Raw genomic sequence first — 24,451 nt, 5'->3', positions numbered from 1 at the left:
CCGGGGGCGTGCTACTGTTCTCGAGTTGCCTTCCCGAGGACGCTGAGAGATCAGGGTCGGACGGAGGCGCTCGGATCACCGCTCCGGCGGGGATCCACGGGTGAGCGCGAGTGGCGGAATTGGTAGACGCGCAGCGTTGAGGTCGCTGTGTCCCAAAAGGACGTGGGGGTTCAAGTCCCCCCTCGCGCACTGCTCATCAGCACGACGGCCCCGGTCCCTGCGGACCGGGGCCGTCGTCGTCTGCCCCCCGTGTCGCCGGACGACGGCGGTGCATCCCCACCGCCCCGGCCTGCGGCTCCGCCTAGAGTGGAGACACGTGTGCGCCGCCGGGCCCGGGCCGCGCACACCCGGCGACGGCGACGGAGGACTTCACGGACATGGCTGAGAACGCACGCACGCTCCTGCACAGGCTGGCCCGCGCGCACGGCGTGCAGACCCGGTACACGGGGCAGGACGGCTCGGAGCAGTCCGTCGGGGACGAGACCCTCGTCCGTGTGCTCGCCGCCCTGGGCGTCGAGGTGGACCCACACGGGGTCGTCGGCCTGACCACCGCCCTCGAGGACGCCCAGGACGCCCCCTGGCGCCGCGTGCTGCCGCCCACCGTGGCCGTGCGCCGCGGGCACCGCAAGACCGTGCCGGTGCACCTGGCGCCCGACGCCGGGCTCACGGCCGTGGTCCGCACCGAGGAGGGGCAGGAGCGGGAGCTCGTCGCGACCGCCCCCGTCGGCCAGCCCCGCCTCGTGGACGGCCAGGAGCGCGTGCGCCACGACCTCGAGATCCCGGCCGACCTGCCCCTGGGCTGGCACCGGCTGGAGGTGGTCAGCGGCACCGGCTCCACCCACACCGCCACGCTGATCTGCGCCCCGGACCGGCTCACCACCACGGCCCCGTTCCTGGCCCGCCGGGGCTGGGGCGTCGCCGCCCAGGGCTACTCGGTGACCTCGGCCGACTCGTGGGGCGTGGGCGACGTTGCCGACGCCGCCGCGGTGGCCGAGCACGCCGCCGGCCACGGGGCGGACTTCGTCCTGCTGCACCCCCTGCACGCGATCGAGCCGGGCCCGCACCCCACGGACTCCCCCTACTCCCCCGTGTCCCGGCGGTTCCTCTCCGCCCTCCTGATCCGGGTGACCGATATCCCCGAGTTCGCGGCCCTGCCTGCGGACGAGCAGGCGGAGCTGCGCGCCGCCGGCGCCCGGGCCCAGGCCGCCCTGCTCGAGGGCGGCCGCGTGGACCGCTCCGCGGCCGCGGCCGCCCTGTGGCCGGCGCTGCGCCGGGTCTGGCAGGCGCCCCGCACCCCCGAGCGGGAGGCCGACTACGCGGAGTTCCGCCGTCGGCAGGGCCCGGGCCTGGACGACTTCGCCCTGTGGTCCGTCCTGCGGCTCGACGCCCAGGCCGCTGACCCCTCCTCCCCCGCGCCACGCCCGCAGGACCCCGACTGGGTCCCGGGCGGTGCGGAGGCCGAGCGTGTGCGCGCCGAACGGGCCGACGACGTCGACTTCCACCGCTGGGTGCAGTGGGTCGCCGACGGCCAGCTCGCCTCCGCCCAGGACCGGGCTCGCGCCGCGGGCATGCGCCTGGGCGTGATGCTCGACCTCGCCGTCGGGGCGACGCGCGGCTCCGCCGACGCCTGGATGCTCGGGGACGTGCTCGTGCCCGGCATGTCCGTGGGCGCACCCCCCGAGGTGTTCAACCAGCTGGGCCAGGACTGGTCCCAGCACCCCTGGCACCCCGTGTGCCTGGCCGAGACCGGCTACGCCGCGTTCCGGGACATGGTGCGCACCGTGATCGCCCACGCCGGCGGGCTGCGCATGGACCACGTCCTCGGGCTGTTCCGCCTGTGGTGGATCCCGGACGGCATGGGCGCGCCCGAGGGCGCGTACGTCGAGTACGACCACGAGGTGCTGCTGGCCGTCCTGACGCTGGAGGCCCAGCGGGCCGGCGTCGTGGTGATCGGCGAGGACCTGGGCACCTTCGAGCCGTGGGTGCAGCGCCGCCTGGCCGAGGCCGGGATCCTGGGCACCTCCATCCTGTGGTTCGAGCAGGAGGACGGCGTGCCCACTGCGCCGGAGCGCTACCGGCGCCTGTGCCTGGCCGCCGTCAACACCCACGACCTGCCGCCCACCGCCGGCTACCTCGAGGGCGTGCACCTGGACCTGCGCGAGCGACTGGGCCTGTACACCGTGGACGTTGCCCGGGAGCGGGAGCGCTCCGCCGCGGAGGTGGAGGCGTTCCTCACCGCCGCGCGCGAGCGGGGGGTGCTCGAGGCCACCGGCCCGGACGGCGCCGAGACCCGCGAGGACCGGGTGGTGGGCCTGCACCGCCTGCTGGCACAGGCCCCCTCCGCCCTGCACTGCGTGGCCCTCGTGGACGCCGTGGGCGAGCGGCGCATCCAGAACCAGCCCGGCACCCTGCAGGAGCAGTACCCCAACTGGACCGTGCCCCTGGGCGATCCGGACGGGCGCACGCTCACGGTCGAGGACCTGCCGCGCACCCCCTCGGTGGCCCGGCTCTACGACGCCGTGGACGCCGAGCTGTGCGGGGCGGAGCCGGTCGGCGTGGCCGTCTCCCTGCACACCTCCCCCCTCGCCCAGCCCGGGCGCGGGGACGCGGGCGGCATGAACGTGTACGTCCGCCAGTCGGCCCGCGCCCTGGCCCGCCGGGGGCTGCGCATGCTGCTGCTGACCCGCGCGGAGGAGCCGCTGGGCGGCGCCGCGGCCCGCGTCACCGAGCTGCCCGCCGAGGGCGACGCCCCCGGCGTGACCGTGGTGGAGCTGCCCGTCGGCCCGGACGGACCCGTCGCCAAGGAGGAGCTCGCGGTGCACCGCGCCGCCTTCACCGCCGCGGCCCGCACCTGGCTGGCCTCGGACGCCGTCCCCGGCGGCCCCCTGCTGGGCGCTGACGCCGGAGCCCGGGAACGGGCGCGCCGCGTGGCCTTCGTCCACGGCCACTACTGGCTCTCGGCCGCCACCGCCGCGGCGCTCGCCGAGGACCTCGCCGCCCCGCTGCTGCAGACCATGCACACCACGGGCGCCGTGAAGGTGGTCGAGGACGAGAGCCACACCGAGCCGCCCGAGCGCCTCGAGGCCGAGGCCGAGCTGGTCCACGCCGCGGACCTGCTCGTGGTCAACTCCCCCGCCGAGGCCCGCGAGCTGAACGACCTGTTCGAGGTGGACCGCCGCCGGCTGCGGGTGCTGCCGCCCGGGGTGGACCTCGACGTCTTCACCCCCGAGGGACCCGCCGCCTGGCCCGGCCCGGAGGACGACGCCGGCCACGGCGACGACGCGCCGCTGCGGGTGCTCTTCGCCGGACGCGTGCAGACCCACAAGGGCCCGCACCTGCTCGTGGCGGCCCTCGCCGAGCTGCGGGAACGCGCCGAAGGAAGGGACCCGGGTGTGCGGGTGCACGTCAACGGGGAGGCCTCCGGGCCCGACGCGCCGGACATCCTCGCCCTCGCCGCCGAGCGGGGCGTGGCCGACCTGGTGAGCGTGTCCGCCCCGGTGCCGCCGGAGCGGCTCGCGGAGCAGATGCGGGGCGCCGACGCCGTCGCCATGCCGAGCGCCTCGGAGACCTACGGACTGGTGGCCGTGGAGGCGCAGGCCTGCGGCACCCCGGTGCTGGCGCACCGGGTGGGCGGGCTCGTGCACGCCGTCCAGCACGGCGTCACGGGGCTGCTCGTACGGCCCAACACCGCCGAGGCGTGGGCGGACGCCCTCGCCGGGATCCGGGATGACCGGGCGGCCTGGGCGGCGATGTCCCCGGCGGCGGTCCGGCACGCCCGGGGCCACGCCTGGGACGGCTGGGCCGAGGGGCTGCTGGAGGCACTGCGGGAGCTGCCCCGGCCCTGACGCCCCGAGGACGTCCTCTCACGACCGAGCCCCCGCCGTCGGGCGGGGGCTGGGACGTGCCGGGGCCGCCGGGCGCGGGCCCGGCCGGCGGCGTCAGCCCTGCAGCGGGGCGATCGACCCGGTGAAGTGCCGGCGGCCGCGGCGCGCGTCCCAGCCGGTGACCCGGGTGAGGCCCCCGGCCTCCTCGGCGTAGCGCACGGCCACGCGTCCGGGCAGGACCACGGGCGCCTCGAAGGCGATCTCCCAGCGGAACCCGGCCGCGGCCGGCTCCCGGCGCTCGAGCATGCGGGCGGCCAGCAGCATGCCGTGGGCGATCGCCCCCTTCTGGCCGAAGGCCCTCGCCGACGGCGCGGAGAGGTGGATGGGGTTCCAGTCCCCCGAGACGCGGGCGTAGGAGCGACCCGCTCCGGCGCCGAGGCTCCACTGCGCCGTGAGGGCCGGGGCCGTCCACTCCTCGCGCGCGGGGCGCTCGGGCCGCAGCGGGGAGACGTGCACGCCGCGGGCCAGGTACCGGGAGACGCCCTCCCAGGCCGGGTCGGCGTCATCGGGCGCGTCCGCTTCCCGCACCTGCACCAGCAGGTCCACCGCGGTGCCCGCGTGGTGCGGTACCAGGCCTACGGCCTCGGCCGTGACCGTCAGGGGACGCCCGGCGGCCACGGGGCGGCGGTGCGTCACCGAGTTGGTCAGGTGCACCATGCCCGGCAGGGGCAGGGGGAACTCCGGGTCCGCCATGAGCTCCATCGCCACGCCGAACACCTGGGTGTGCACCAGCACCGAGGGCAGCGCGGCCGGGTCCACGGGGCCCACGCCCTCGCGCCAGCGGCGCACCGCGTCCTCGCCGATCCGGTGGTCGGCCACCACCAGCCGGGTGGCGGGCAGCTCGGCCGGGCGGGAGCGCCGGCGCAGGGCGTCGCGGCCGGCCTGCGCCGCGGCGCGGGCGTACAGCGGCGCCAGCGCCGGCATGGTCGTCAGGGGGCGGGTCTGCACGGTCATGCCCCCATCATCGCCTGGCCGCACACGCGCAGCGTGGTGCCGTTGACGCCGGAGGCGGCGGGCGAGGCGAGGAAGGCCACGGCCTCGGCCACGTCCTCCGGGCGGCCGCCCTGCTGCAGGGAGCTCAGGCGGCGGCCGAGCTCACGGGTGAGCATCGGGATGCGGGCGGTCATCTCGGTCTCGATGAACCCGGGCGCCACCGCGGTGATGCCGCCGCCGCGGGCGGCGAGCACGGGAGCGGTCGCGGCGGTCAGACCCATGACGCCGGCCTTGGAGGCGGCGTAGTTGGTCTGGCCGCGGTTGCCCGCGATGCCGGAGATGGACGCCAGGCCCACGATCCGCAGGTCCGCCGCCACGGTGTCCTTGGCGTCCTCGGACAGCAGGACCTCGTTGATCGCCAGCTGCGAGGCGGTGTTCACCGCGATGACGGCGTCCCACCGGGCCGCGTCCATGTTCGCCAGCATGCGGTCCTTCGTGATGCCCGCGTTGTGCACCACCACGTCCAGGCGGCCGTGGCGGGTGCGGGCGTGCTCGAGCAGGCGCCGGCCGGCGTCGGGGGCGGTGATGTCGAGGGCCAGGGCCGTGCCGCCCACCTCGTTGACCAGGCGCATCAGGTCCTCGCCCGCCGCGGGCAGGTCCACGCCGATCACGGTGGCCCCGTCCCGGGCGAGCGTGCGCAGGATGGCCGCGCCGATGCCCCGGGCCGCGCCCGTGACGACGGCGACGCGTCCCGCCAGCGGGGCCTCGGCCTCCCCGGCCGCCCCCGTGGGTGCCGGGGTGCCCGGGCCGACCGGCAGAGGCTGGCCGGACACGAACGCCGAGCGCGGGGAGAGCAGGAAGGCCAGGGCCCCGGCGGGGCCGGGGTCGGAGAGCGCGGCGTCGTCGCGCAGCAGCAGGACGTTGGACGTGCCGCCGCGGCGCATCTCGTGCGCCAGCGAACGGGTCAGCCCCACCACGCCGGCGCGGGCGGCCCGCTCGGCCGCGTCCTCGGCCTGTTCGGGGTCGCGCACGACGGTGACCACGTGCGCGCTGGGGCCCAGGGAGCGCAGGGCTCCGCCCAGGGCCAGCGCCGTGGCGGAGAGGTCGCCCGGGTGGGCGACCGCGTCGAAGCACGCCACGACGCCGGTCAGGCCGCCCTCGGCGGGCGCCTCGGCCACGGGGCGGGCGCCCGCGGCGCTGACCAGGGCGCGGGCCTGCTCGGCGCCGGGGCCCTCGCCGAGGACGAGGACGTCCCCGCCAAACTCCGGCGTGCCCACCTCAAGGCGACGCAGCTGCGCGGGGCGGGGCAGGCCGAGGGCGCCGGTGAGCCGGCGGCCCAGGGGGCTGCGGACGAGGTCGCCATAGGGGTCGGAGGAGGGCATGGTGGTCCTTTCACGGCCGGCGGCGGACCGCCGGCCAGGGGCGGGAGGAGAGGAGACGGGGCGGGGTCGCTCAGCGCCCGCGGAGCAGGGCGACGATCCCCTGTCCGCCGGCGGCGCAGACCGAGACCAGGCCGAGCGAGCCCTCGCCGGCCTCGTGCAGGGTCTTGGACAGCAGGCCCACGACGCGGCCGCCGGTGGCGGCGAACGGGTGGCCCGCGGCCAGCGAGGAGCCGTGCACGTTGAGCTTGGCGCGGTCCACGGAGCCGAGCGCGCCGGACAGGCCCAGGCGCTCGCGGCAGAAGGACTCGTCCTCCCATGCGGCCAGCGTGGCCAGCACGGTGCCGGCGAAGGCCTCGTGGATCTCGACGAAGTCCAGGTCCTGCAACGTGAGGCCGTGGCGGTCCAGCAGGCGCGGCACGGCGTACACCGGCGCCATGAGCAGGCCGTCCCGGCCGTCCACGAAGTCCACGGCGGCGTTCTCCACGTCCACCACCTCGGCGAGCACGGGCAGGCCGTGCTCGGCCGCCCAGCCCTCGGAGGAGAGCAGCACGGCGGACGCGCCGTCGGTGAGGGGGGTGGAGTTGCCCGCGGTCATGGTGGCCTCGTCCCCGAGGTGGCGGCCGAAGGCGGGCTTGAGCTTCGCCAGCTTCTCCACCGAGGAGTCCGGGCGGAGGTTGTTGTCCCGGGTCAGGCCGCGGAAGGGGGTGACGAGGTCGTCCATGACGCCGGCGTCGTAGGCCGCGGCGAGGCGCTGGTGGCTGGCGGCGGCCAGCTCGTCCTGGGCCTGGCGGGTGATGCCCCACTCGTGGGTGGTGAGGGCCTGGTGGTCGCCCATGGACATGCCGGTACGGGGCTCGCCGGCGCCGGCGGGCTGGGGCACCAGGTGCCCCGGACGCAGCCGGGAGACGGCGCGGACGCGGTCCTTGAGGGTCTTGGCGGCGTTGAGGTCGAAGAGGACCCGGCGGGCGCCGTCGGTGTAGCTCACCGGGGAGTCGGAGATGGAGTCCACGCCGCCACCGATGGCGGAGTCGATCCGGCCCAGGCGGATCTTGTCCGCGAGCGTGCCGATGGCCTCCATGCCGGTGGCGCAGGCCACCTGCACGTCCGCCGCAGGCGTCTCGGAGGACAGGGCGGAACCCATCACGCACTCGCGGGTGAGGTTGAAGTCACGGGGGTGCTTGAGCACGGCACCGGCGGTGACCTGGCCGAGGCGCTCCCCCTGGAGGCCGAAGCGGGCGACGAGGCCGTCGATCGCGGCGGTCAGCATCTCCTGGTTGGTGACCTCGCGGTACGCGGTGTGCGCGCGGGCGAAGGGGATGCGGTTGGAGCCCACCACGACGGCGGGTCGCAGCGCGCCCCCGGCGAGGGCGGGGCGGTCGGTGGCGGGGGTGCGGGGTTCGGTGCTCATGGCGGTCCTTCCGTCGGGCGGCGCCCGGGATCGGCTGGGGCGCATCGTCACGCCCTGATGACTGATACCGAGCGTACCTGATACATTGGGTCTTGTGAAACAAGACACAGTGGACCCCGCGGTCCGCGACGGACGCAGCTCGCGTTGGGACCGGCACCGCGCCCGGCGCCGCCGCGAGCTGGTGCGAGCCGCCCGCGAGGCGGTGCACGAGCTCGGCCCCGGCGTCTCCATGGAGGAGATCGCCGCGCACGCCGGCACGTCCAAGTCCGTGTTCTACCGCTATTTCGGCGACCGCGCCGGCCTGCGCCGGGCCGTCGCCGAGCGGGTCACCGAGCGGGTCGAGCAGCGCCTGCGGGAGGCCGCGGACAGCTCACCGGACGGACCCTCCGCCCTGCACCGCATGGTGGCGGAGTGCCTCACCGTGGCCTCCTCCTCCCCCGCCGTCTACGCCTTCGCCATCACGGAGGCGGAGCCGGACGCGGACGGCGCCCTGGTGCTCGGCCCCTTCTTCGAGCGCGTGTCCCACGTGCTGGCCGACGGCCTCGCCCGGTCCCTGCCGGGCGCGGGCCTGACGCCGGCCTCGCCGCTGTCACTGTGGCCGCGCGGCGCCGTCGGCATGGTGCGCGCCGTCGTCGAGGCCTGGCTCGCCGTCCCCGCGGACGACCGCCCCGGCCGTGACGAGACCGCCGACGCCGTCACGCGCTGGCTGCTGGGCGGCCTGCACGCCCCCGCCCTGATGTCCCCCCTGATCAAGGAGCACTGACATGACCACCACCACCCGCCCCGACACGGACGACACCCGCACCACCGCCCGCTCGGCGGAGACCCTCCCCCGCGATGTGGACGAGATCGCCCCCGAGCACCCCACGCCGGGCGCGCTCGACGCGGCGGCCCTGGAGGACGCCCTCCTGGGCCGCTGGGCCGACGCCCGCCGCGCCGTGCGGGAGACGATCCGGGACCCGCAGATGCACCGCGACCCGCTGCTCGGCATGGACGAGCACCGGGAGCGGGTCCTGAGCCAGCTCCGCGTCCTGGCGGAGAACGGCACCATGCACCGGGCCTTCCCGGCCGAGTTCGGCGGCGCGGACGACCACGGCGGCAACATCGCCGCGTTCGCCGACCTCGTGTTCGCGGACCCCTCACTGCAGATCAAGGCCGGCGTCCAGTGGGGCCTGTTCTCCTCCGCGATCCTGCACCTGGGCACCACGGAGCACCACCGCGCGTGGCTGCCGGGCGCGATGGACCTGAGCATCCCCGGCGCGTTCGCCATGACGGAGATCGGGCACGGCTCCGACGTCGCCTCGATCGGCACGACGGCGACCTACGACAAGGACACGCAGGAGTTCGTCATCCACACGCCGTTCAAGGCGGCGTGGAAGGACTACCTCGGCAACGCCGCCCTGCACGGCCGCGCGGCCACGGTGTTCGCCCAGCTGATCACGGGCGGCGTGAACCACGGCGTGCACTGCTTCTACGTGCCCATCCGTGACGAGGACGGGAACTTCCTGGCCGGTGTCGGCGGCGAGGACGACGGACTCAAGGGCGGCCTCAACGGCATCGACAACGGTCGGCTGCACTTCACCCACGTGCGCGTGCCTCGCACGAACCTGCTGAACCGCTACGGCGACGTCGCCGAGGACGGGACCTACTCGTCCCCGATCGCCTCCCCCGGCCGCCGCTTCTTCACGATGCTCGGCACCCTCGTGCAGGGACGCGTCTCGCTGGCGCAGGCCGCGTCTGGCGCGTCGTTCCTGGGCCTGCAGGGCGCGATCACCTACGCCGAGCAGCGCCGGCAGTTCAACGCGACCGACCCGGAGCGCGAGGAGCTGCTGATGGACTACCAGAACCATCAGCGCCGCCTGATCGACCGCCTGGCGCGGACCTATGCCGACCAGTTCTCCGCCAACGAGCTCCTCGAGAAGTTCGACCAGGTCTTCTCCGGGCATGACGCCTCCGACGAGGACCGGCAGGAGCTGGAGACCCTCGCCGCGGCGATCAAGCCGCTGACCACGTGGCACGCCCTGGACGCCCTCCAGGAGTGCCGCGAGGCCACCGGCGGCATGGGGTTCATGGCGCGCAACCGCCTCACGCAGATGCGCGCCGACCTGGACATCTTCGTCACCTTCGAGGGTGACAACACCGTCCTGCTCCAGCTCGTGGGCAAGCGCCTGCTGACCGACTACTCCAAGGAGTTCGGCCGCCTCAACGTGGGCGCGGTGTCCCGCTACGTGTCCGCCGAGGCCTCGGACGCCCTGCATCGCGTGGGCCTGCACAAGGCCGTGCAGTCCGTGCAGGACCGCGGCGACGAGCGCCGCTCCGCCAACTGGTTCAAGGCCCCCGAGGTGCAGCGCTCCCTGCTGACCGACCGCGTCCGAACCCGCGTGGCGGACATCGCCGGAACCCTCTCCTCCGTGCGCTCCAAGCCGCGGGCCGAGCAGAGCGCCGCGTTCAATGCCCGGCAGCACGAGCTGATCGAGGTGGCCCGCATGCACGCCGAGCTGCTCCAGTGGGAGGCCTTCACCCGCGCGGTCGAGGCGCTGGAGGACACGCAGACCCGCACGGTGCTGACCTGGCTGCGCGATCTCTACGCCCTCCGCCTGATCGAGGACGACCTGGGCTGGTTCGTGGCCCACGGCCGCGTCTCCAGCCAGCGGGGCCGCGCCCTGCGCGGCTACGTCAACCGCCTCGCCGAGCGCCTGCGCCCCTTCGCGCTCGAGCTGACCCAGGCGTACGGCCTCCAGCCCGAGCACCTGCGGATGGAGATCGCCACGGACGCCGAGCGTGAGCGCCAGGACGAAGCGGCCGCCCACTACGCCGCCCTGCGCGCCTCGGGCGAGGCGCCGGTGGACGAGAAGGTCATCCGGGACCGGGAGAAGGCCTCCCGCCGCTGACCCGGGGGCGGCCCGCGCCGACCCACCGGTGCAGGAGGGCCCCCGCCGCATCCCGCGGCGGGGGCCCTCGTCGTCGGGTTGGCCGGAGGATCAGCCGGCCACGGAGCGGTAGACCTCCATGGTGCGGTCCGCGATGGTCTCCCACGAGAAGTGCCCGATCGCGCGCTCGCGGCCGGCCCGGCCCATCTCCTCGGCCCGGGCCGGGTCCTCGAGGACCCGGGTGAGTGCGTCGGCGAGGTCCGCGGCGAACGCGTCCGCGTCCACGGGGGTGCCGGTGCCGTCGTCGACCTGCGCCACGGGCACCAGCAGGCCGGTCACGCCGTCCTCCACGACCTCGGGGATCCCGCCGACCGCCGAGGCGACAACGGCGGTGCCGCACGCCATGGCCTCCAGGTTGACGATGCCGAGGGGCTCGTAGACGGACGGGCACGCGAACACGGTGGCTGCGGAGAGGATCTCCATGACCTCGGCCCGCGGGATCATGCCCTCCACCACCACGACGCCGTCGCGCTCCTCGCGCAGGCGGGCGATCAGGCCGTTGACCTCGTGGGCGAGCTCCTGGGTGTCGGGGGCGCCGACGCACAGCACGAGCTGGACGTCCTCGGGCAGGCGCAGTGCGGCGCGCAGCAGGTGCGGCACGCCCTTCTGGCGCGTGATGCGGCCGACGAAGGCCACGGACGGGCGGGACGGGTCGATCCCGTACTTCTCCAGGGCGGACGACCCGGTCTGCGGGGTCCACAGCTCGGTGTCGATGCCGTTGTGCACGGTGTGGACCTTCGCCGGGTCCACGTCCGGGTAGCAGCGCAGGATGTCCCGGCGCATGCCCTCGGAGACCGCGATCACGGCGGCCGCGCCGTGGTAGGCGGTGGACTCGGCCCAGCCGGAGAGGGCGTACCCGCCGCCGAGCTGCTCGGCCTTCCAGGGCCGCAGCGGCTCCAGGGAGTGGGCGGAGAGCACGTGCGGGATGTCGTGCATGAGCCCGCCCAGGTGGCCGGCCATGTTGGCGTACCAGGTGTGGGAGTGGATCACGTCCGCGCCCTCGAGGTGCTCGAGGATCGACAGGTCCGTGGCCAGGGTCTGCACCGCACCGTTCGCCGACTCGAACCCGGCCGGCTGCTCGTAGGCGTGGACGGTCGCGCCGTGGTAGTCGGCGTCCCGGGGCGCGCCGAAGGCGTGGACGCGGACGTCGGCCCGGGAGGCCAGGACCCGGGTCAGCTCGGCTACGTGGACGCCGGCGCCGCCGTAGACGGACGGGGGGAACTCTTTGGTCACGATGTCGATGCGCACGCCTCCAACCTAGTCCCCGCCCCGGCGTGCCGATAGTCTGGCGGGGCCCGGTCCGGGGGTCACCTGACCGGCCCCGACGACGACGCCCAGTCACGAGGAAGTGGTCCCACGATGGTGCAGAAGAAGGTCCTCTCGGTGGTGCTCGCGGGAGGTGAGGGCAAGCGCCTCATGCCGCTCACCGCGGACCGTGCCAAGCCCGCCGTCCCGTTCGGCGGCGACTACCGGCTCATCGACTTCGCCCTCTCGAACCTGGTCAACTCCCGGTACCGCGAGATCGTGGTGCTCACGCAGTACAAGTCGCACTCCCTCGACCGGCACATCTCCGAGACATGGCGGATGTCCACGATGCTGAACAACTACGTGGCCACCGTCCCTGCGCAGCAGCGCCGCGGCAAGGACTGGTTCACGGGCAGCGCGAACGCCATCTTCCAGTCCATGAACCTCATCTCGGACGCCCGGCCGGACATCGTGGTGGTGATCGGGGCCGACCACGTCTACCACATGGACTTCCAGCAGATGGTGGACCAGCACGTCGCCTCGGGGGCCAAGGCCACGGTGGCCGCGGTGCGCCAGCCGCTCGAGCTCGCCGACCAGTTCGGCGTGATCGAGACCGATCCGTCGGACCCGGGGCGCATCAAGGCGTTCGTGGAGAAGCCGGCGACCACGCCGGGCCTGCCGGACGACCCGGGCCAGTTCCTGGCGTCCATGGGCAACTACGTCTTCGACACGGATGCGCTCGTGGAGGCGCTCAACCAGGACGACGCGAACCCGGAGTCGGACCACGACATGGGCGGGGACATCATCCCGGCCTTCGTGGCCCGCGGCGAGGCCGGCGTGTACGACTTCACCACCAACGAGGTCCCGGGCGGCACCCCGGGCAAGCACTACTGGCGCGACGTCGGCACGCTCGACTCGTACTACGACGCGCACATGGACCTGGTGCAGCCGTGGCCCGAGTTCAACCTCTACAACCGGCAGTGGCCGCTGTACACGCGCCAGTCCGTGTCCCCGCCCGCCAAGCTGGTCCGCTCGGCCTCCCGCCGACCCGGCACGGCCGGCGACTCGATCCTGTCCCAGGGCGTGGTCGTCTCCGGCGGCACCGTGGCGCAGTCCGTGCTCTCGACCGACGTCCGCGTCCAGAACGAGGCGTGGGTGGAGCAGTCCGTGCTGCTGGACTCCGTCGTCGTCGGCGAGGGCGCCCACGTGCGCAACGCCATCCTGGACAAGAACGTGGTGGTCCCGGCGGGCGCCCGCATCGGCTTCGACCGAGCCGAGGACGAGGCCAACGGCTACACCGTCACCGAGTCCGGCCTGACCGTCCTGTCCAAGGGCCAGAGGGTGCCCGACCCGCGCTGACCCCAGCGCGCCGGCCCCGCTCTCGACCCGAGGGCGGGGCCGGTGTGATGTGATGGGCGCCATGTCCGACACCCCGCACACTCCCCCGTCGTCCGCGCCCGCCACCCCCGCCGCCCTCGACGACGCCACGCTCACCCGCGAGGACGCCCGCGCCCGCGCCGCGGCCGTCCGGCTCACCGCCCAGACCGTCCACGTGGACCTCGCAGGGGTCCGCGACGAGGACGCGCTCACCTTCGCCGTGACCACCGAGCTCAGCGTGGACGTCCTCACCGAGGGCGCCGACCTGCGCGTGGACTTCCTCAACGACGCCGTCACGGCCGTGTCCATAGACGGGCGGCACCTGGATCCGGCACGGGTCGCCGGCCGCGCCCGCATCGTGCTGCCGTCCCTCAGCGCCGGCGCCCACAAGGTGCGGATCGCGGGTCGGGCCCTCTACTCCCGCTCCGGCGAGGGCCTGCACCGGTACGTCGATCCCGCGGACGGCGAGGTCTACCTGTACACGCAGTACGAGCCGGCGGACGCGCGCCGGGTGTTCCCCACCCTCGAGCAGCCGGACCTGAAGACCTCGTTCTCCTTCTCCCTCACGGGCCCCGCGGACTGGGTGCTCGCCTCGAACGGCGTGGAGACCTCCCGGCAGGTCCACGACGACGGCTCGGTCACCGTGGCCTTCGCCCCCACCCGGCCGCAGTCCACCTACATCACCGCCCTGCTGGCGGGCCCGTACGCGGTGGTCGAGGACCGCTGGGACGGCCACCCGCCCACCGGGGCGGCGGCCGTCGACCTGCGCCTGCTCTGCCGCCGGACGCTGGCGGAGCACCTGGACGCGGACGCCCTGTTCCGCGTCACGAAGGACGGCCTGGACTTCTTCCACGACCTGTTCGGCGTCCCCTACGAGTGGGGCAAGTACGACCAGGCGTTCGTGCCCGAGTACAACCTGGGCGCCATGGAGAACCCGGGGCTGGTGACGTTCACCGAGCACTACATCCACGACACGGCGCCCACCCGCGCACAGCTCGAGGGCCGGGCGAACACGATCCTCCATGAGATGGCGCACATGTGGTTCGGCGACCTCGTGACGATGCGCTGGTGGGACGACCTGTGGCTGAAGGAGTCCTTCGCCGACTACATGGGCACGCTGGCCTCGGACGAGTCGGCCGGCTTCACCGAGGCGTGGACGTCCTTCGCGTCGCGGCGCAAGGCGTGGGCCTACGTGCAGGACCAGTACCCGACCACCCACCCGATCGTCGCGGACATCGTGGACCTGGAGGCCGCGCGCCAGAACTTCGACGGCATCACCTATGCCAAGGGCGCCTCGGTGCTCAAGCAGCTCGCGGCGTTCGTGGGCCGGGACGCGTTCGAGGCCGCGGCCCGCACGTACTTCCGCCGCCATGCCTGGGGCAACGCGGAGCTCGCGGACTTCCTCGCGGTGCTCTCCGAGGCCTCCGGGCGGGACATGTCCGCGTGGGCGCAGGCCTGGCTCCACACGGCGGGCGTCCCCCACCTGCGCGTCGAGGTCGATCCGGACGGGGCCGCCGCGCTCGTCCAGTCGGGTGAGGACCCGACCACCGGCGAGCCCATCCGCCGCCCCCACGTGGTGCAGGTCGGCCTGTACGAGCCGGACGCCTCCGGCGCCCTCGTGCGCACCTCGAGCCTGCGGGCGGACGTGGCGGCCGGCGTCGAGCGCACCCCGCTCGTGGGGCTCACCGTGCCGAGCGACGGCGTGCGCCTCGTGCTGCCCAACGACGAGGACCTGACCTACGCCGCCGTGGCCCTCGACGAGGCGTCCCTGGACGCGGTGCTGGCCCACCGGGTGGCGGACCCGCTCGCGCAGGCGACCGTGTGGGCCGCCCTGTGGGCCATGGTGCGCGCCGGCGACCTGCCCGTGCGGACGTTCGTGGCCGCCGTCGAGAGGCTCGCGGACACCATCGCGCCCGTGGGCGTGTACACCCAGGTGCTCTCGCAGGCGGCCTCCGCCGTGGGGCTCTACGCGGCGGCCGGGGAGCGGGCGGCCCTGCGCGGACGCCTCGGGGACCTCCTCCTGCGGCACGTGGCCGGGCTCGAGGCCGGGTCGGACCGGCAGCGCGCCGCCGCGCGCGTGCTGGGCCTGGTCGCACGCCGGGACGCGACGCTCGCGGCGCGCGCGGAGCAGGCCCTGCTGACGGACGCCCCGACCGCCGCCCCCGGCCTGGCCGTCGACGACGAGATCCGCTGGCTGGTGCTCCAGGCCCAGGCGGCCACCGGCCGGATCGACCGCGCCGCCCTGGACGCCGCGCTCGCGGAGCGGCGCACGGCCCGGACCGTGGTGGGCCACCGCCTGGCCGTGCACGCCCTCCCGGACCCGGCGGTGAAGGCCGCGGCCTGGGATGCCGTGCTGGCCGGACGGGACGCCGAGGGCGGGGAGCTCTCGAACGACCTGCTCTCCGCCACCGCCGAGGGCTTCGCCGCCGGCGACGCCGCCCTCACCGCCCCGTATGCCGTGCGGCTGTTCCCGGAGCTGGAACGCGTGTGGTCCTCCCGGTCCAACGGGCTGGCCTCACGGGCCATCGCGGGGCTGTTCCCGCTGCACCAGGACGCCGTGGCCGGCGACGCCGACGTCCAGGAGCGGCACCCGGTGCTCGCCGCGGCCCAGGGCTGGCTTGACGGCCATCCCGAGGCCCCGGGGGCGCTGCGCAGGCTCGTCGTGGAGCACACCGACCAGCTGCGGCGGTCCCTACGGGTGCAGGCCGCCCAGCCGCGGGGCTGACGGGCCCGGCCGCGCCCGGCGGCGCACACGGAGGGGCCCGGTCCTGGACGGACCGGGTCCCTCGGCGTCGTCGCGGTGCGGGCCGTCACGGCACCCGGTGGAGCCACTCCTGGGTGCCGAACTTGATGCGGGCCAGCTCGCGGGCCTCCTCGAGGGTGGCCTCGTCGAGCTCCGCACGGCGGGCACCGTGGCGCTCCTCGAAGACGGCCATCAGGGTCTCCCAGATCTCCGGCCGGGAGAGGCCGGTCTGGCGGCGCAGCGGGTCCACGCGCTTCTTCGCGGAGGCGACCCCCTTGCCCTTGAGCTTCTCGCGGCCGATCCGCAGGACCTCGAGCATCTTGTCCGCGTCGATGTCATAGCTCATGGTCACGTGGTGCAGCAGGCCGTCCGCGCCCACCCGCTTCTGCGCGGCGCCGCCGATCTTCCCCTCGGGCGTGGCGATGTCGTTGAGCGGCTGGTAGAACGCCTGCACGCCCATCCGGGAGAGCGCGTCCATCACCCACTCGTCCAGGAACGGGTAGGTCTCCGCGGTCTCGAGGCCGTCCACCAGGGACGCGGGCGCGTGCAGGGAGTAGGTGACGCAGTTGTCCGCCTCCATGAACATGGCCCCGCCGCCGGAGATGCGGCGCACCACGGTGATCCCGTGCCGTTCGGCGCCGGCGGGGTCCACCTCGTTGGCAAGGGACTGGAACGCCCCGATCACCACGGCCGGCTCGGTCCACTGCCACAGGCGCAGGGTGGGGCTGCGGCGCCCCTCGGCCACCTGACGGGTGAGCACCTCGTCCAGGGCCACCGTCAGCGTGATGGGCAGCGGCTGCGGCGGCAGGATCTCCCACGCGTGGTCCTCCCACGTCGTCGCCTTGCCGAGGGCGCGGCGCACGGCGGAGGCGATCGCGAAGGCGTCCACGCCGAACAGCTCGGCCTCGGGCCGCAGGCCCTGCTGGACGGCGTCGCGGATCGCCCGGTGCTCGGCGTCCGCGGACAGGCCGGTGACGGCCGCGTTGAGGTCCTCGAGGGCCTCGTCGGGCTCCAGGAAGAAGTCGCCGTTGACGCTGGCGGAGACGATCCGGCCGTCCTCGATGGTCAGGTCAGCGGCCACCAGCTTGCCGCCGACCACCTTGTACTCGCCGTGGTGTGTGCTCATGGGCCCAGCCTACGGACCCGTGCGCCGGCGGGTCGGGGCCGTGCGCCCGCGGCGGAACCCCGCGGCCCGACCGGGGCGGCGGCGTCGCTTGCGGGTTCTGCCCACGGAGCCGTTCCGTTCGCCGCTTCTGCCCACGGAGCGGTCGGTCGCACGGGTGCGCGCAGGCCTCGCGGACGCGACGAGGGGCCCGCCACCCGGTGCTCCCGGGTGCCGGACCCCTCGTGAGGATCGGGCGGGCGGCGCGACGCCGCCTCAGATCACTTCTTGCCGCCGAAGCCCTTGAAGCGGGCGTTGAAGCGCTCGACGCGGCCGGCGGTGTCCATGATGCGCTGCTTGCCCGTGTAGAACGGGTGCGAGGCGGCCGAGATCTCGACGTCGATGATCGGGTACTCGTTCCCGTCCTCCCACGTGGCGGTCTTCGAGGAGTTCGCGGTGGTGCGGGTGAGGATCTTCTCACCGGAGGCGAGGTCGTTGAAGATGACGTAGCGGTAGTCCGGGTGGATCTCGGTCTTCATGGTGTGTCCTTCGTTCCAGCCGCCTGATTGGGACCAGGGGCGCGAGAGGTGGTCTGGGAGGCGCCGCCGTCGGGCGGGCCAGCGGCCCACTCTACCGCATGGGCCCTGCCCGTCATCGATCGGCGCGGCGTGCCCGCAGCTCCCACAGGGCCACGGCCGCGGCGGCCGCCACGTTGAGGGAGTCCACGCCCTCCGGCATGGGGATCACCACGTGGGCGTCGACGCCGGCCAGCGTCTCCGGCCGCACGCCCGGTCCCTCCTGGCCCAGCACGAGGGCAAGGCGGTCCGCGCTGCGGATCGGCTCCAGCTCGGGGGCGTCCAGGCCCACGGCGCGGTCCGTCACCTCCAGGGCGGCCGTCGCGAACCCGGCCTCCCGCAGGACCGGGACCACGTCCTCGAGCGGACCCGCGGTGCGCGCCCAGGGCAGGCGGAACACGGTCCCCATCGACACGCGGATCGCCCGCCGGTACAGCGGGTCGGCCGCCCGCGGGGTCAGCAGTAGGGCGTCCCAGCCCAGGGCGACGGCGGAGCGCACCACCGCGCCGAGGTTGGTGTGGTCCACGAGGTCCTCCGCGATCAGTACGCGGCGCACGCCCGCCAGGACATCGGTCACGGGGCGCGGGGCCGGGCGGTCCATCGCGGCCAGCGCGCCGCGGTGCAGATGGAACCCGGTCAGGGCGGTGAGCACCTCGTCCGGGCCGGTGAACACGGGCACGGAGGGGTGCGCGGCGAGCACGTCCGCGAAGGACTCGCGGTACCGGTCCCCCAGCAGGAAGGACCGCGGCGTGTGGCCGGCGTCGAGAGCGCGACGCACCACGGGCGAGGACTCGGCGAGGAAGACGCCGTGGGCCGCGTCCGCGTCCCGACGCAGGGCCGCGTCGGTGAGCGTGGTGTAGGGGGCCAGACGCGGGTCGGCGAGGTCCGCCGTCGTGCGCAGCCGCACCTCGCCGGGGAACGGGGCGGGCTCCCCCGCCGGGCCCGGGGCGGTCCCGCTCACGCGCCAACCTGGCGGGCGACCATCACGGCCAGCCCGGCGAGGCCCACGAGCACGATGGTCACGCGCAGCGCGGTCGGGGAGATCCGCCGGCCGATCCGCGCGCCCACCGAGCCGCCCACCAGGGAGGACACGGCGATCAGGGCCACGGCCCGCCAGTCGATCCGGTCGAACGCGAAGAGCAGGTAGAACACGGCGGCGGTCAGGTTCACCACGAGGGAAAGCCAGGTCTTCACCGCGTTGGCGTGCACGAGCGTGCCGCCCACCAGCATCACGCCGAAGATCGCCATGAGCATCACGCCCTGCGCGGCCACGAAGTACCCGCCGTAGATGCCGGTGAGGAACACGAGCGCCCACAGCGCCGGGGACGCCGGCCCCACGGGGACGGGCGAGTCGGCGCCGGGGACCTCGCCGCCGTCGGCCGAGCGACGGCGCACCCAGGCCTGGATGCGCGGCTGCAGCACCACGATGGTCAGGGCCAGCACCAGCAGCACCGGCGCCGCGTACCCGAACACCGCAGGCGGCAGGACGGTGAGCAGGCCCGCCCCGATGACCGCGCCCAGGAAGGAGGCGAGCGTCAGCCGGGGCAGCAGGGCCCGGGACTGGCCGAGCTCGCGGCGGTAGCCGTACGTGCCGGAGAACCCGGAGGCCACCAGGCCCATCGCGTTGGAGACCTGCGCGGTGACCGGCGGGAAGCCCACGGCCACGAGGGTCGGGAAGGTCACCAGCGTGCCGGAGCCGATGATCGAGTTGATCGTCCCCGCCCAGAACCCGGCGATCAGGACCAGCAGGACCTGCCACAGGTCCATGCCCAGGACCTGGGACGTGAGCAGCGTGCTCACGCGGCGACGGCGGTGTAGCGGCCGTCCGTGCGGGTCGCCTTCAGGGCGACGCCGAACGCCTCGGACAGCCGCTCGGAGGTCAGGGTCTCCTCGAGCGGGCCGGCGGAGACCACGGCGCCCTCGCTCAGGAGGAGGGCGTGGGTGAAGCCCGGGGGGACCTCCTCCACGTGGTGGGTGACCAGCACGGTGGCGGGGGCGGCCTCGTCCTCGGCCAGGGCGCTCAGCTGCGCCACGAGCGCCTCGCGGCCGGCCAGGTCCAGGCCTGCGGCGGGCTCGTCCAGCAGCAGCAGCTCGGGGTCCGTCATGAGGGCGCGGGCGATCAGCACGCGCTTGCGCTCGCCCTCGGAGAGGGTCCCGAACCGGCGGTGCGCCAGGCGGGCCAGGCCCCACTCGGAGACCAGGCCGAGCGCGCGGGCACGGTCCTCCAGCTCGTACTCCTCGCGCCAGCGGCCGGTCATGCCGTAGGAGGCGGTGATCACGGCGTCCTGCACGGTCTCCTCCTCGCGCACCTGGTTCGCCAGCAGCGCGGAGGACAGGCCGATGCGCGGGCGCAGCTCGAACACGTCGACGGCGCCGAGCACCTCGTCGAGGATGCCCACCTCGCCGGAGGTCGGGAACATCCGGGAGGCCGCGATCTGCAGGAGCGTGGACTTGCCGGCCCCGTTCGGGCCCATCACGACCCACCGCTCCCCCGCGCGCACCGTCCAGTCGACGCCGGCCAGGATGTCCTTGGCGCCGCGGCGCACCGTCACCCCGTGCAGCTGCAGGACCGCGTCCTCGTCGGGCGTGAAGGGGTCCTCGAACGCGGCGGGCGAGGGGCGGGCGGCATCGTGGGGCGCGGTCATGGCGGCCAGCCTAGTGCGGGGCGGGGACGCGTGCACCCGCGCCATGTGCCCGATCGAGGAGGAGGCCACCCCTACCATCGGGGCATGAGCCAGCCCCGCCGCCTGATCCACCGCGCCCTCTCCCCCGCCGACGCCGCCGCGCCGGGGGCGGACCGTCCCGCCGCCGTCCCGGCCGAGGCCGAGGCCCTGCACGCCGAGGGCCCGGACGGCAGCGTGCTCGAGGGCTGGCGCTGGCGCGGGGCGGAGGAGGTCGCCGCGCCGGAGGGCTGGGCCGCGGCCGTCCTGCCGGGTCCGCTGGCCGACGCGTCCGCGCCCCTCGTGGTCACGGACGTGGACTCGACCCTGATCCGTCAGGAGGTCATCGAGCTGCTGGCCGCCCACGCCGGGCGGGAGGCGGAGGTCGCGGCCGTCACCGAGCGGGCGATGCGCGGCGAGCTCGACTTCGCCCAGTCCCTCCACGCGCGCGTGGAGACCCTGGCGGGCCTGCCGGCGTCGGTGGTGGACGACGTCGTCGCGACGGTGGAGCCGACCCATGGGGCCGTGGAGCTCGTGGCGGCCGTGTCCGGCGCGGGCGGGCGGGTGTGCGCCGTCTCCGGCGGCTTCACCCAGGTGCTGGAGCCCCTGGCCGAGCGGTGGGGCCTGCACGCCTGGGCGGCCAACACGCTCGAGGTGATCGACGGGCGCCTGACGGGGCGGATCGTCGGCCACGTGGTGGACCGGGCGGCCAAGGCGCGGATGCTGCGCCACTGGGCGCAGGAGGCCGGGACCACCCCGGAGCAGGCCGTGGCCCTCGGCGACGGCGCCAACGACATCGACCTGCTGGCCGCGGCCGGCTGCGGCGTGGCCCTGTGCGCCAAGCCGGCGCTGCGCGAGCACGCGGACGTCGAGCTGGACGTGCCGTCCCTGACGCCGGTGCGCTGGCTGCTGGGCCTCTGACCGCCAGGCCACAGACGCCTGTGGTCACGACGCGCCGCGTCGCGGGGCGAGCGTACGGCGCGTCGTGACCACAACCCCCCGGAGAGGGAGCGTACGCGGCGGGCTCAGCCCTGCTGGCGGGCCAGGAAGTCCTGCGCGCCGCCGACCAGCTCGGTGTGCCCGACCTCGAGGTCCGTCCGGCCCACGAGGGCCGCCACCTCGGCGGCGAACTCCTCCACGGTGTACAGCTTCCCCGCGGCCTCGCGGCGGGCCTCGATGGCCCCCGGCTCGGCGCGGTTCAGCAGGGTGGCGGTGATGGTGCCCTCGATCATGTCGCCCGAGACCACGGCGAAGCCCACGCCCTTCTCGGTGAACGCCGGGATGCGCTCGCGCAGGGCGTCCTCGCCGGCGCGCTTGGAGCGCGCCACGGGCTCGTACGAGTCCATCGTGGGGACCTCGTCGATGAAGTGCGCCTGGTGGGAGGTGACGAACACGATCTGCCCGCCAGCGGACATCCGCTCGAGGGCGGCGTCGGCCAGCGCGGCCTGCGCGTCCCGGTTGAGGGTCATGGCGTAGTCCTCGCCGAACTGGGACTCCATGCCGCCGGAGGCGTTGAGCACGAGCACGTCCAGGGAGCCGAAGTGCTCCACGGCGGCGTCGAGCAGCGCGGCGCGGTCCTCCGCCTGCGTCACGTCCCCGCCCACGGCCACCGCACGGCCGCCGGCCGCCTCGATGCCCTGGACCACCCTGTTCGCCCGGGGCGCCTTCTGGCGGTAGTTCACGACGACGCCGGCGCCGCGGGCGGCCAGCAGCGCGGCGGTCTCCGCCCCGATCCCGCGGGACGAGCCGGTGACGACGACGCCCTTGCCGGCGAGGTCCTGGGTGGTGTTCTCGGTCATGGGTGCCTCCTGCGGCAGGGGTGCTGGTCGATGGTGCGGGGTGCGGGGTCAGTGGCCCATGCCGAGGCCGCCGTCCACGGGGATCACGGCCCCGGAGACGTATGCGGCCTCGTCCGAGGCGAGCCAGCGCACGACGCCGGCCACCTCCGCCGGATCGGCGAAGCGGCCGGCCGGGATGGACTTCTTGTACTGCTTCTTCAGGTCCTCGTCCAGGGCCCGGGTCATCTCGGTGTCGATGTAGCCGGGGGCCACCACGTTGGCGGTCACCCCGCGCGCCCCGAGCTCGCGGGTGATGGAGCGGGCCATGCCCACGAGGCCGGACTTCGACGCGGCGTAGTTCACCTGGCCCGGCGAGCCCAGCAGGCCCACCACGGAGGAGACCAGCACGATCCGCCCGCGCTTGAGGCGCATCATGCCCTTGGTGGCGCGCTGCACCACGCGGAAGGAGCCCGTGAGGTTGGTGTCCACCACCGAGGTGAAGTCCTCCTCGGTCATGCGCAGCAGCAGCTGGTCGTGGGTGATGCCCGCGTTGGCCACGAGCACCTCCACCGGGCCGTGCGCCTCCTCCACCTGACGGAACGCGGCGTCCACGGAGGCGGCGTCGGTCACATCGGCCGCCACGGTCAGCGCACCCTCGGGGCCGCCCTCCCCGGAGCGCGAGGTCACGGCCACCCGGTCGCCCGCGGCGAGGAAGGCCTCGGCGACGGCCAGCCCGATGCCCCGGTTGCCTCCCGTGACGAGGACGCTGCGGCCCTGGGACTCGGACGCGGACTGCTCGGCCATGACGACCACCTTCGCTGCTCGGGACTAGACTGGAGGGTCAACGGGCGACGACGGCGATCCTCACCGGATCTCCTCTCGTGCGTCCGCCGATGCAGCACACTCTACGCACGGCGCACCGCCGTGGAGGGCACCCGACACCCCCGGTGAGGAGCAGTCCGATGACCACCGCCGACCCCGGGACGCCCACGGGCCGCGGCGCGCGCCGCGCCCCGGACGTCCAGGGCGTGACCACCGCGGCCGCACCGCGCAGCGAGGACCGCCAGGCCCGCATGCGCGTCTACGTCGTGCAGATGGCCGTCCGCACGGCCTGCTTCATCGCCGCCCTGTTCACCCACGGGTGGTGGCAGCTGGTGTTCATCGCCGGCGCCGTGATCCTGCCCTACGTCGCCGTGGTGCGCGTGAACAACGCCGGCCCCCACGCCGCCGGGCAGATCCGCCCCACCGCGCCGGCCCGCCCCGCGCTCGCGGCGGAGCCGTCCCGTGCGGCCGCCGCCCCCGCCGAGCCTGTGGTGCTGGTGGGCGAGGTGGTGGACGAGGACGACCCCGCCGCGCGTCGTGCCCTGCCCGCCGCCCGGCCCGGGGGCGTCGCGTGACCGGCCCCGACCTGCTGGGCGCCCTGGCCGCCGGCCACGACCCGGCCTCCCCCTCCGTGCCCGCCGCCCGCCCCTCCGCGGAGGCCGCCACGCCGGACGGCGCCCCCGTCTGCTCCCGCCGCGGCTGCACCGCCCCGGCGGTGTGGGCCCTGCACTGGAACAACCCGCGCGTGCACGCCCCGGACCGGGTGAAGACCTGGACCGCGTGCGAGGAGCACCGCGCGCACCTGGACGACTTCCTCGCCTCGCGCGGCTTCCTGCGGGACGTCGCCGCGCTGGGCGCCCCGACCCCCCGGGAGGACCCCGCATGAGCCCCGCCCCCACGCCCGTCGTCGAGGAGGCCCCGACGGACCTGCCGCCGCTGCGCTTCGGCTTCGTGCTCAGCCCGGGCTGGATCTTCGGGTTCGTGGTGTGCATCCTCTTCGCCCTCCTGTGCCATGGGCTGGCCCAGTGGCAGTGGGACCGGCGAGTGGAGGTCATGCACCAGGTCAACCGGGTCCTGGAGAACTACGACGACGAGCCGGTCCCCTTCGCGCAGGCGTCCGGGATGTTCACCGCCGTCGACAGCGACGACGAGTGGACCCCCGTGACGCTGAGGGGCGAGTACGTCGAGGAGCAGACCCTCGTGGTGCGCAACCGGCCGCGCGCCGGGCGCCCCGGCTACGAGGTGCTCGTGCCGTTCCGCACCCAGGAGGGGCCGGTGGTGGTCGTGGACCGCGGCTGGCTGCCCATCGGCTCCCAGCCGGGCCGGCCCGACACGATCCCCGCCCCGCACCCAGACGCCCGCGAGGTGGTGGTGCGCGTCAAGCCCGGCGAGCCCGCCCTGGACCGGGACGCCCCGGACGGGCAGGTGCCCTCGATCGACCTGGCCCAGATCGGCGGTCTCGTGGACGGGCCGGTGGCGGGCACCGCGTACGGCCTGATGGTCGAGGAGACCCCCGCCGCGGACACCACGCCGAGCGCGCTCGTGGAGCCCACCCTCGACGAGGGCCCGCACCTGTCCTACGCGATCCAGTGGTACATCTTCGCGGCCATGG

20 protein-coding genes and 1 tRNA gene are annotated in these 24,451 nt (G+C 74.9%); 10 read left to right on the top strand and 11 right to left on the bottom strand.

All coding sequences use genetic code 11. The annotated features are described in order from the left end of the window. Positions 1–104: 104 nt before the first annotated feature. Positions 105–189: transfer RNA gene (locus tag Q4D18_RS00105), tRNA-Leu, on the top strand. Between the two features lie 188 nt (positions 190–377). Continuing rightward, positions 378–3,845 (top strand): 4-alpha-glucanotransferase, encoded by a 3,468-nt coding sequence (malQ, locus tag Q4D18_RS00100; RefSeq protein ID WP_303124613.1) that lies wholly within the window; start codon positions 378–380, stop codon positions 3,843–3,845. Between the two features lie 93 nt (positions 3,846–3,938). Here malQ and Q4D18_RS00095 read toward each other — a convergent pair whose 3' ends face one another. From Q4D18_RS00095 to Q4D18_RS00085, 3 genes are all read right to left on the bottom strand, one after another. Further along, positions 3,939–4,838 carry a MaoC/PaaZ C-terminal domain-containing protein gene (locus Q4D18_RS00095; RefSeq protein WP_303124612.1) on the bottom strand — a complete coding sequence of 300 codons (900 nt, stop codon included), beginning with the start codon at positions 4,836–4,838 and terminating at the stop codon, positions 3,939–3,941. Next, positions 4,835–6,199, bottom strand: a complete 1,365-nt coding sequence (locus Q4D18_RS00090) for a 3-oxoacyl-ACP reductase (protein ID WP_303124610.1) — start codon at positions 6,197–6,199, stop codon at positions 4,835–4,837. Before Q4D18_RS00090 ends, Q4D18_RS00095 begins: the two co-directional genes overlap by 4 nt. A 70-nt stretch (positions 6,200–6,269) precedes the next feature. Beyond that, positions 6,270–7,607 (bottom strand): acetyl-CoA C-acetyltransferase, encoded by a 1,338-nt coding sequence (locus tag Q4D18_RS00085; RefSeq protein ID WP_303124608.1) that lies wholly within the window; start codon positions 7,605–7,607, stop codon positions 6,270–6,272. Positions 7,608–7,701: 94 nt separating this feature from the next. Between Q4D18_RS00085 and Q4D18_RS00080 the strand changes: the two genes are divergently transcribed. Together Q4D18_RS00080 and Q4D18_RS00075 are read left to right on the top strand one after the other, a co-directional pair. Beyond that, the gene (locus tag Q4D18_RS00080) at positions 7,702–8,370 is read left to right on the top strand and encodes a TetR/AcrR family transcriptional regulator (protein WP_303124606.1); all 669 of its coding nucleotides are present in this window, start codon (positions 7,702–7,704) and stop codon (positions 8,368–8,370) included. 1 nt (position 8,371) lies between these two features. Then, entirely contained in the window at positions 8,372–10,498 is a 2,127-nt protein-coding gene (locus Q4D18_RS00075) for an acyl-CoA dehydrogenase (protein WP_303124604.1), read from the top strand. A gap of 90 nt (positions 10,499–10,588) precedes the next feature. Here Q4D18_RS00075 and glgA read toward each other — a convergent pair whose 3' ends face one another. After that, a complete protein-coding gene (gene glgA / locus Q4D18_RS00070; protein WP_303124602.1) occupies positions 10,589–11,785 on the bottom strand; it encodes a glycogen synthase in 1,197 nt (398 codons plus the stop codon). 111 nt (positions 11,786–11,896) lie between these two features. Here glgA and glgC point away from each other — a divergent pair, with 111 nt between their 5' ends. Both glgC and pepN read left to right on the top strand, forming a co-directional pair. Further along, positions 11,897–13,141, top strand: a complete 1,245-nt coding sequence (glgC, locus tag Q4D18_RS00065; protein ID WP_303124600.1) for a glucose-1-phosphate adenylyltransferase — start codon at positions 11,897–11,899, stop codon at positions 13,139–13,141. 61 nt (positions 13,142–13,202) lie between these two features. Then, the gene (gene pepN, locus Q4D18_RS00060) at positions 13,203–15,884 is read left to right on the top strand and encodes an aminopeptidase N (protein WP_303124598.1); all 2,682 of its coding nucleotides are present in this window, start codon (positions 13,203–13,205) and stop codon (positions 15,882–15,884) included. A gap of 85 nt (positions 15,885–15,969) precedes the next feature. On the opposite strand, the gene Q4D18_RS00055 is transcribed toward pepN, so the two are convergent. The 5 genes from Q4D18_RS00055 to Q4D18_RS00035 form a co-directional block, all read right to left on the bottom strand. Beyond that, positions 15,970–17,028, bottom strand: coding sequence for a biotin/lipoate A/B protein ligase family protein (locus Q4D18_RS00055; protein ID WP_303124596.1), 1,059 nt, complete (start codon positions 17,026–17,028; stop codon positions 15,970–15,972). Between the two features lie 257 nt (positions 17,029–17,285). Further along, the gene (locus Q4D18_RS00050; protein ID WP_248123346.1) at positions 17,286–17,543 is read right to left on the bottom strand and encodes a type B 50S ribosomal protein L31; all 258 of its coding nucleotides are present in this window, start codon (positions 17,541–17,543) and stop codon (positions 17,286–17,288) included. Positions 17,544–17,655: 112 nt separating this feature from the next. Then, positions 17,656–18,486: an RNA methyltransferase gene (locus Q4D18_RS00045; RefSeq protein WP_303124706.1), complete on the bottom strand. Its 831-nt coding sequence runs from the start codon at positions 18,484–18,486 to the stop codon at positions 17,656–17,658. A gap of 50 nt (positions 18,487–18,536) precedes the next feature. Further along, a complete protein-coding gene (locus Q4D18_RS00040) occupies positions 18,537–19,379 on the bottom strand; it encodes a sulfite exporter TauE/SafE family protein (RefSeq protein ID WP_303124593.1) in 843 nt (280 codons plus the stop codon). Further along, positions 19,376–20,224, bottom strand: a complete 849-nt coding sequence (locus Q4D18_RS00035; protein WP_303124592.1) for an ABC transporter ATP-binding protein — start codon at positions 20,222–20,224, stop codon at positions 19,376–19,378. Before Q4D18_RS00035 ends, Q4D18_RS00040 begins: the two co-directional genes overlap by 4 nt. A gap of 84 nt (positions 20,225–20,308) precedes the next feature. On the opposite strand from Q4D18_RS00035, the gene serB reads away from it, so the two are divergent. Beyond that, a complete protein-coding gene (gene serB, locus Q4D18_RS00030; RefSeq protein ID WP_303124591.1) occupies positions 20,309–21,160 on the top strand; it encodes a phosphoserine phosphatase SerB in 852 nt (283 codons plus the stop codon). Between the two features lie 104 nt (positions 21,161–21,264). Here serB and Q4D18_RS00025 read toward each other — a convergent pair whose 3' ends face one another. Further along, entirely contained in the window at positions 21,265–22,038 is a 774-nt protein-coding gene (locus Q4D18_RS00025) for an SDR family oxidoreductase (protein ID WP_303124589.1), read from the bottom strand. Positions 22,039–22,086: 48 nt separating this feature from the next. Beyond that, a complete protein-coding gene (locus tag Q4D18_RS00020; protein WP_303124588.1) occupies positions 22,087–22,821 on the bottom strand; it encodes a beta-ketoacyl-ACP reductase in 735 nt (244 codons plus the stop codon). A gap of 158 nt (positions 22,822–22,979) precedes the next feature. On the opposite strand from Q4D18_RS00020, the gene Q4D18_RS00015 reads away from it, so the two are divergent. The 3 genes from Q4D18_RS00015 to Q4D18_RS00005 form a co-directional block, all read left to right on the top strand. Then, positions 22,980–23,414, top strand: a complete 435-nt coding sequence (locus Q4D18_RS00015; protein ID WP_303124587.1) for a DUF3099 domain-containing protein — start codon at positions 22,980–22,982, stop codon at positions 23,412–23,414. Further along, positions 23,411–23,725, top strand: a complete 315-nt coding sequence (locus tag Q4D18_RS00010; protein ID WP_303124586.1) for a hypothetical protein — start codon at positions 23,411–23,413, stop codon at positions 23,723–23,725. The genes Q4D18_RS00015 and Q4D18_RS00010 overlap by 4 nt, the downstream gene beginning before the upstream one ends. Next, positions 23,722–24,451: SURF1 family protein (locus Q4D18_RS00005; RefSeq protein WP_303124584.1), on the top strand; the 730-nt coding region annotated here is incomplete at its 3' end. The genes Q4D18_RS00010 and Q4D18_RS00005, both read left to right, overlap by 4 nt.

This window comes from Micrococcus sp. (genome assembly GCF_030523875.1).
GTDB lineage: Bacteria > Actinomycetota > Actinomycetes > Actinomycetales > Micrococcaceae > Micrococcus.
The sequence above is the reverse complement of the archived record's forward strand: the minus strand, read 5'-3'. Positions and strand labels throughout refer to the sequence as shown.

Bases quoted from the DNA above. Each gene is read 5' to 3' on its own strand.
- pepN (WP_303124598.1), top strand. From the start codon at position 13,203: ATGTCCGACACCCCGCACACTCCCCCGTCGTCCGCGCCCGCCACCCCC.
- glgC (WP_303124600.1), top strand. From the start codon at position 11,897: ATGGTGCAGAAGAAGGTCCTCTCGGTGGTGCTCGCGGGAGGTGAGGGC.
- Q4D18_RS00050 (WP_248123346.1), bottom strand. From the start codon at position 17,543: ATGAAGACCGAGATCCACCCGGACTACCGCTACGTCATCTTCAACGAC.
- Q4D18_RS00075 (WP_303124604.1), top strand. From the start codon at position 8,372: ATGACCACCACCACCCGCCCCGACACGGACGACACCCGCACCACCGCC.
- Q4D18_RS00090 (WP_303124610.1), bottom strand. From the start codon at position 6,199: ATGCCCTCCTCCGACCCCTATGGCGACCTCGTCCGCAGCCCCCTGGGC.
- Q4D18_RS00025 (WP_303124589.1), bottom strand. From the start codon at position 22,038: ATGACCGAGAACACCACCCAGGACCTCGCCGGCAAGGGCGTCGTCGTC.
- Q4D18_RS00020 (WP_303124588.1), bottom strand. From the start codon at position 22,821: ATGGCCGAGCAGTCCGCGTCCGAGTCCCAGGGCCGCAGCGTCCTCGTC.
- Q4D18_RS00055 (WP_303124596.1), bottom strand. From the start codon at position 17,028: ATGAGCACACACCACGGCGAGTACAAGGTGGTCGGCGGCAAGCTGGTG.
- malQ (WP_303124613.1), top strand. From the start codon at position 378: ATGGCTGAGAACGCACGCACGCTCCTGCACAGGCTGGCCCGCGCGCAC.
- Q4D18_RS00015 (WP_303124587.1), top strand. From the start codon at position 22,980: ATGACCACCGCCGACCCCGGGACGCCCACGGGCCGCGGCGCGCGCCGC.
- Q4D18_RS00085 (WP_303124608.1), bottom strand. From the start codon at position 7,607: ATGAGCACCGAACCCCGCACCCCCGCCACCGACCGCCCCGCCCTCGCC.
- serB (WP_303124591.1), top strand. From the start codon at position 20,309: ATGAGCCAGCCCCGCCGCCTGATCCACCGCGCCCTCTCCCCCGCCGAC.
- Q4D18_RS00095 (WP_303124612.1), bottom strand. From the start codon at position 4,838: ATGACCGTGCAGACCCGCCCCCTGACGACCATGCCGGCGCTGGCGCCG.
- Q4D18_RS00035 (WP_303124592.1), bottom strand. From the start codon at position 20,224: ATGACCGCGCCCCACGATGCCGCCCGCCCCTCGCCCGCCGCGTTCGAG.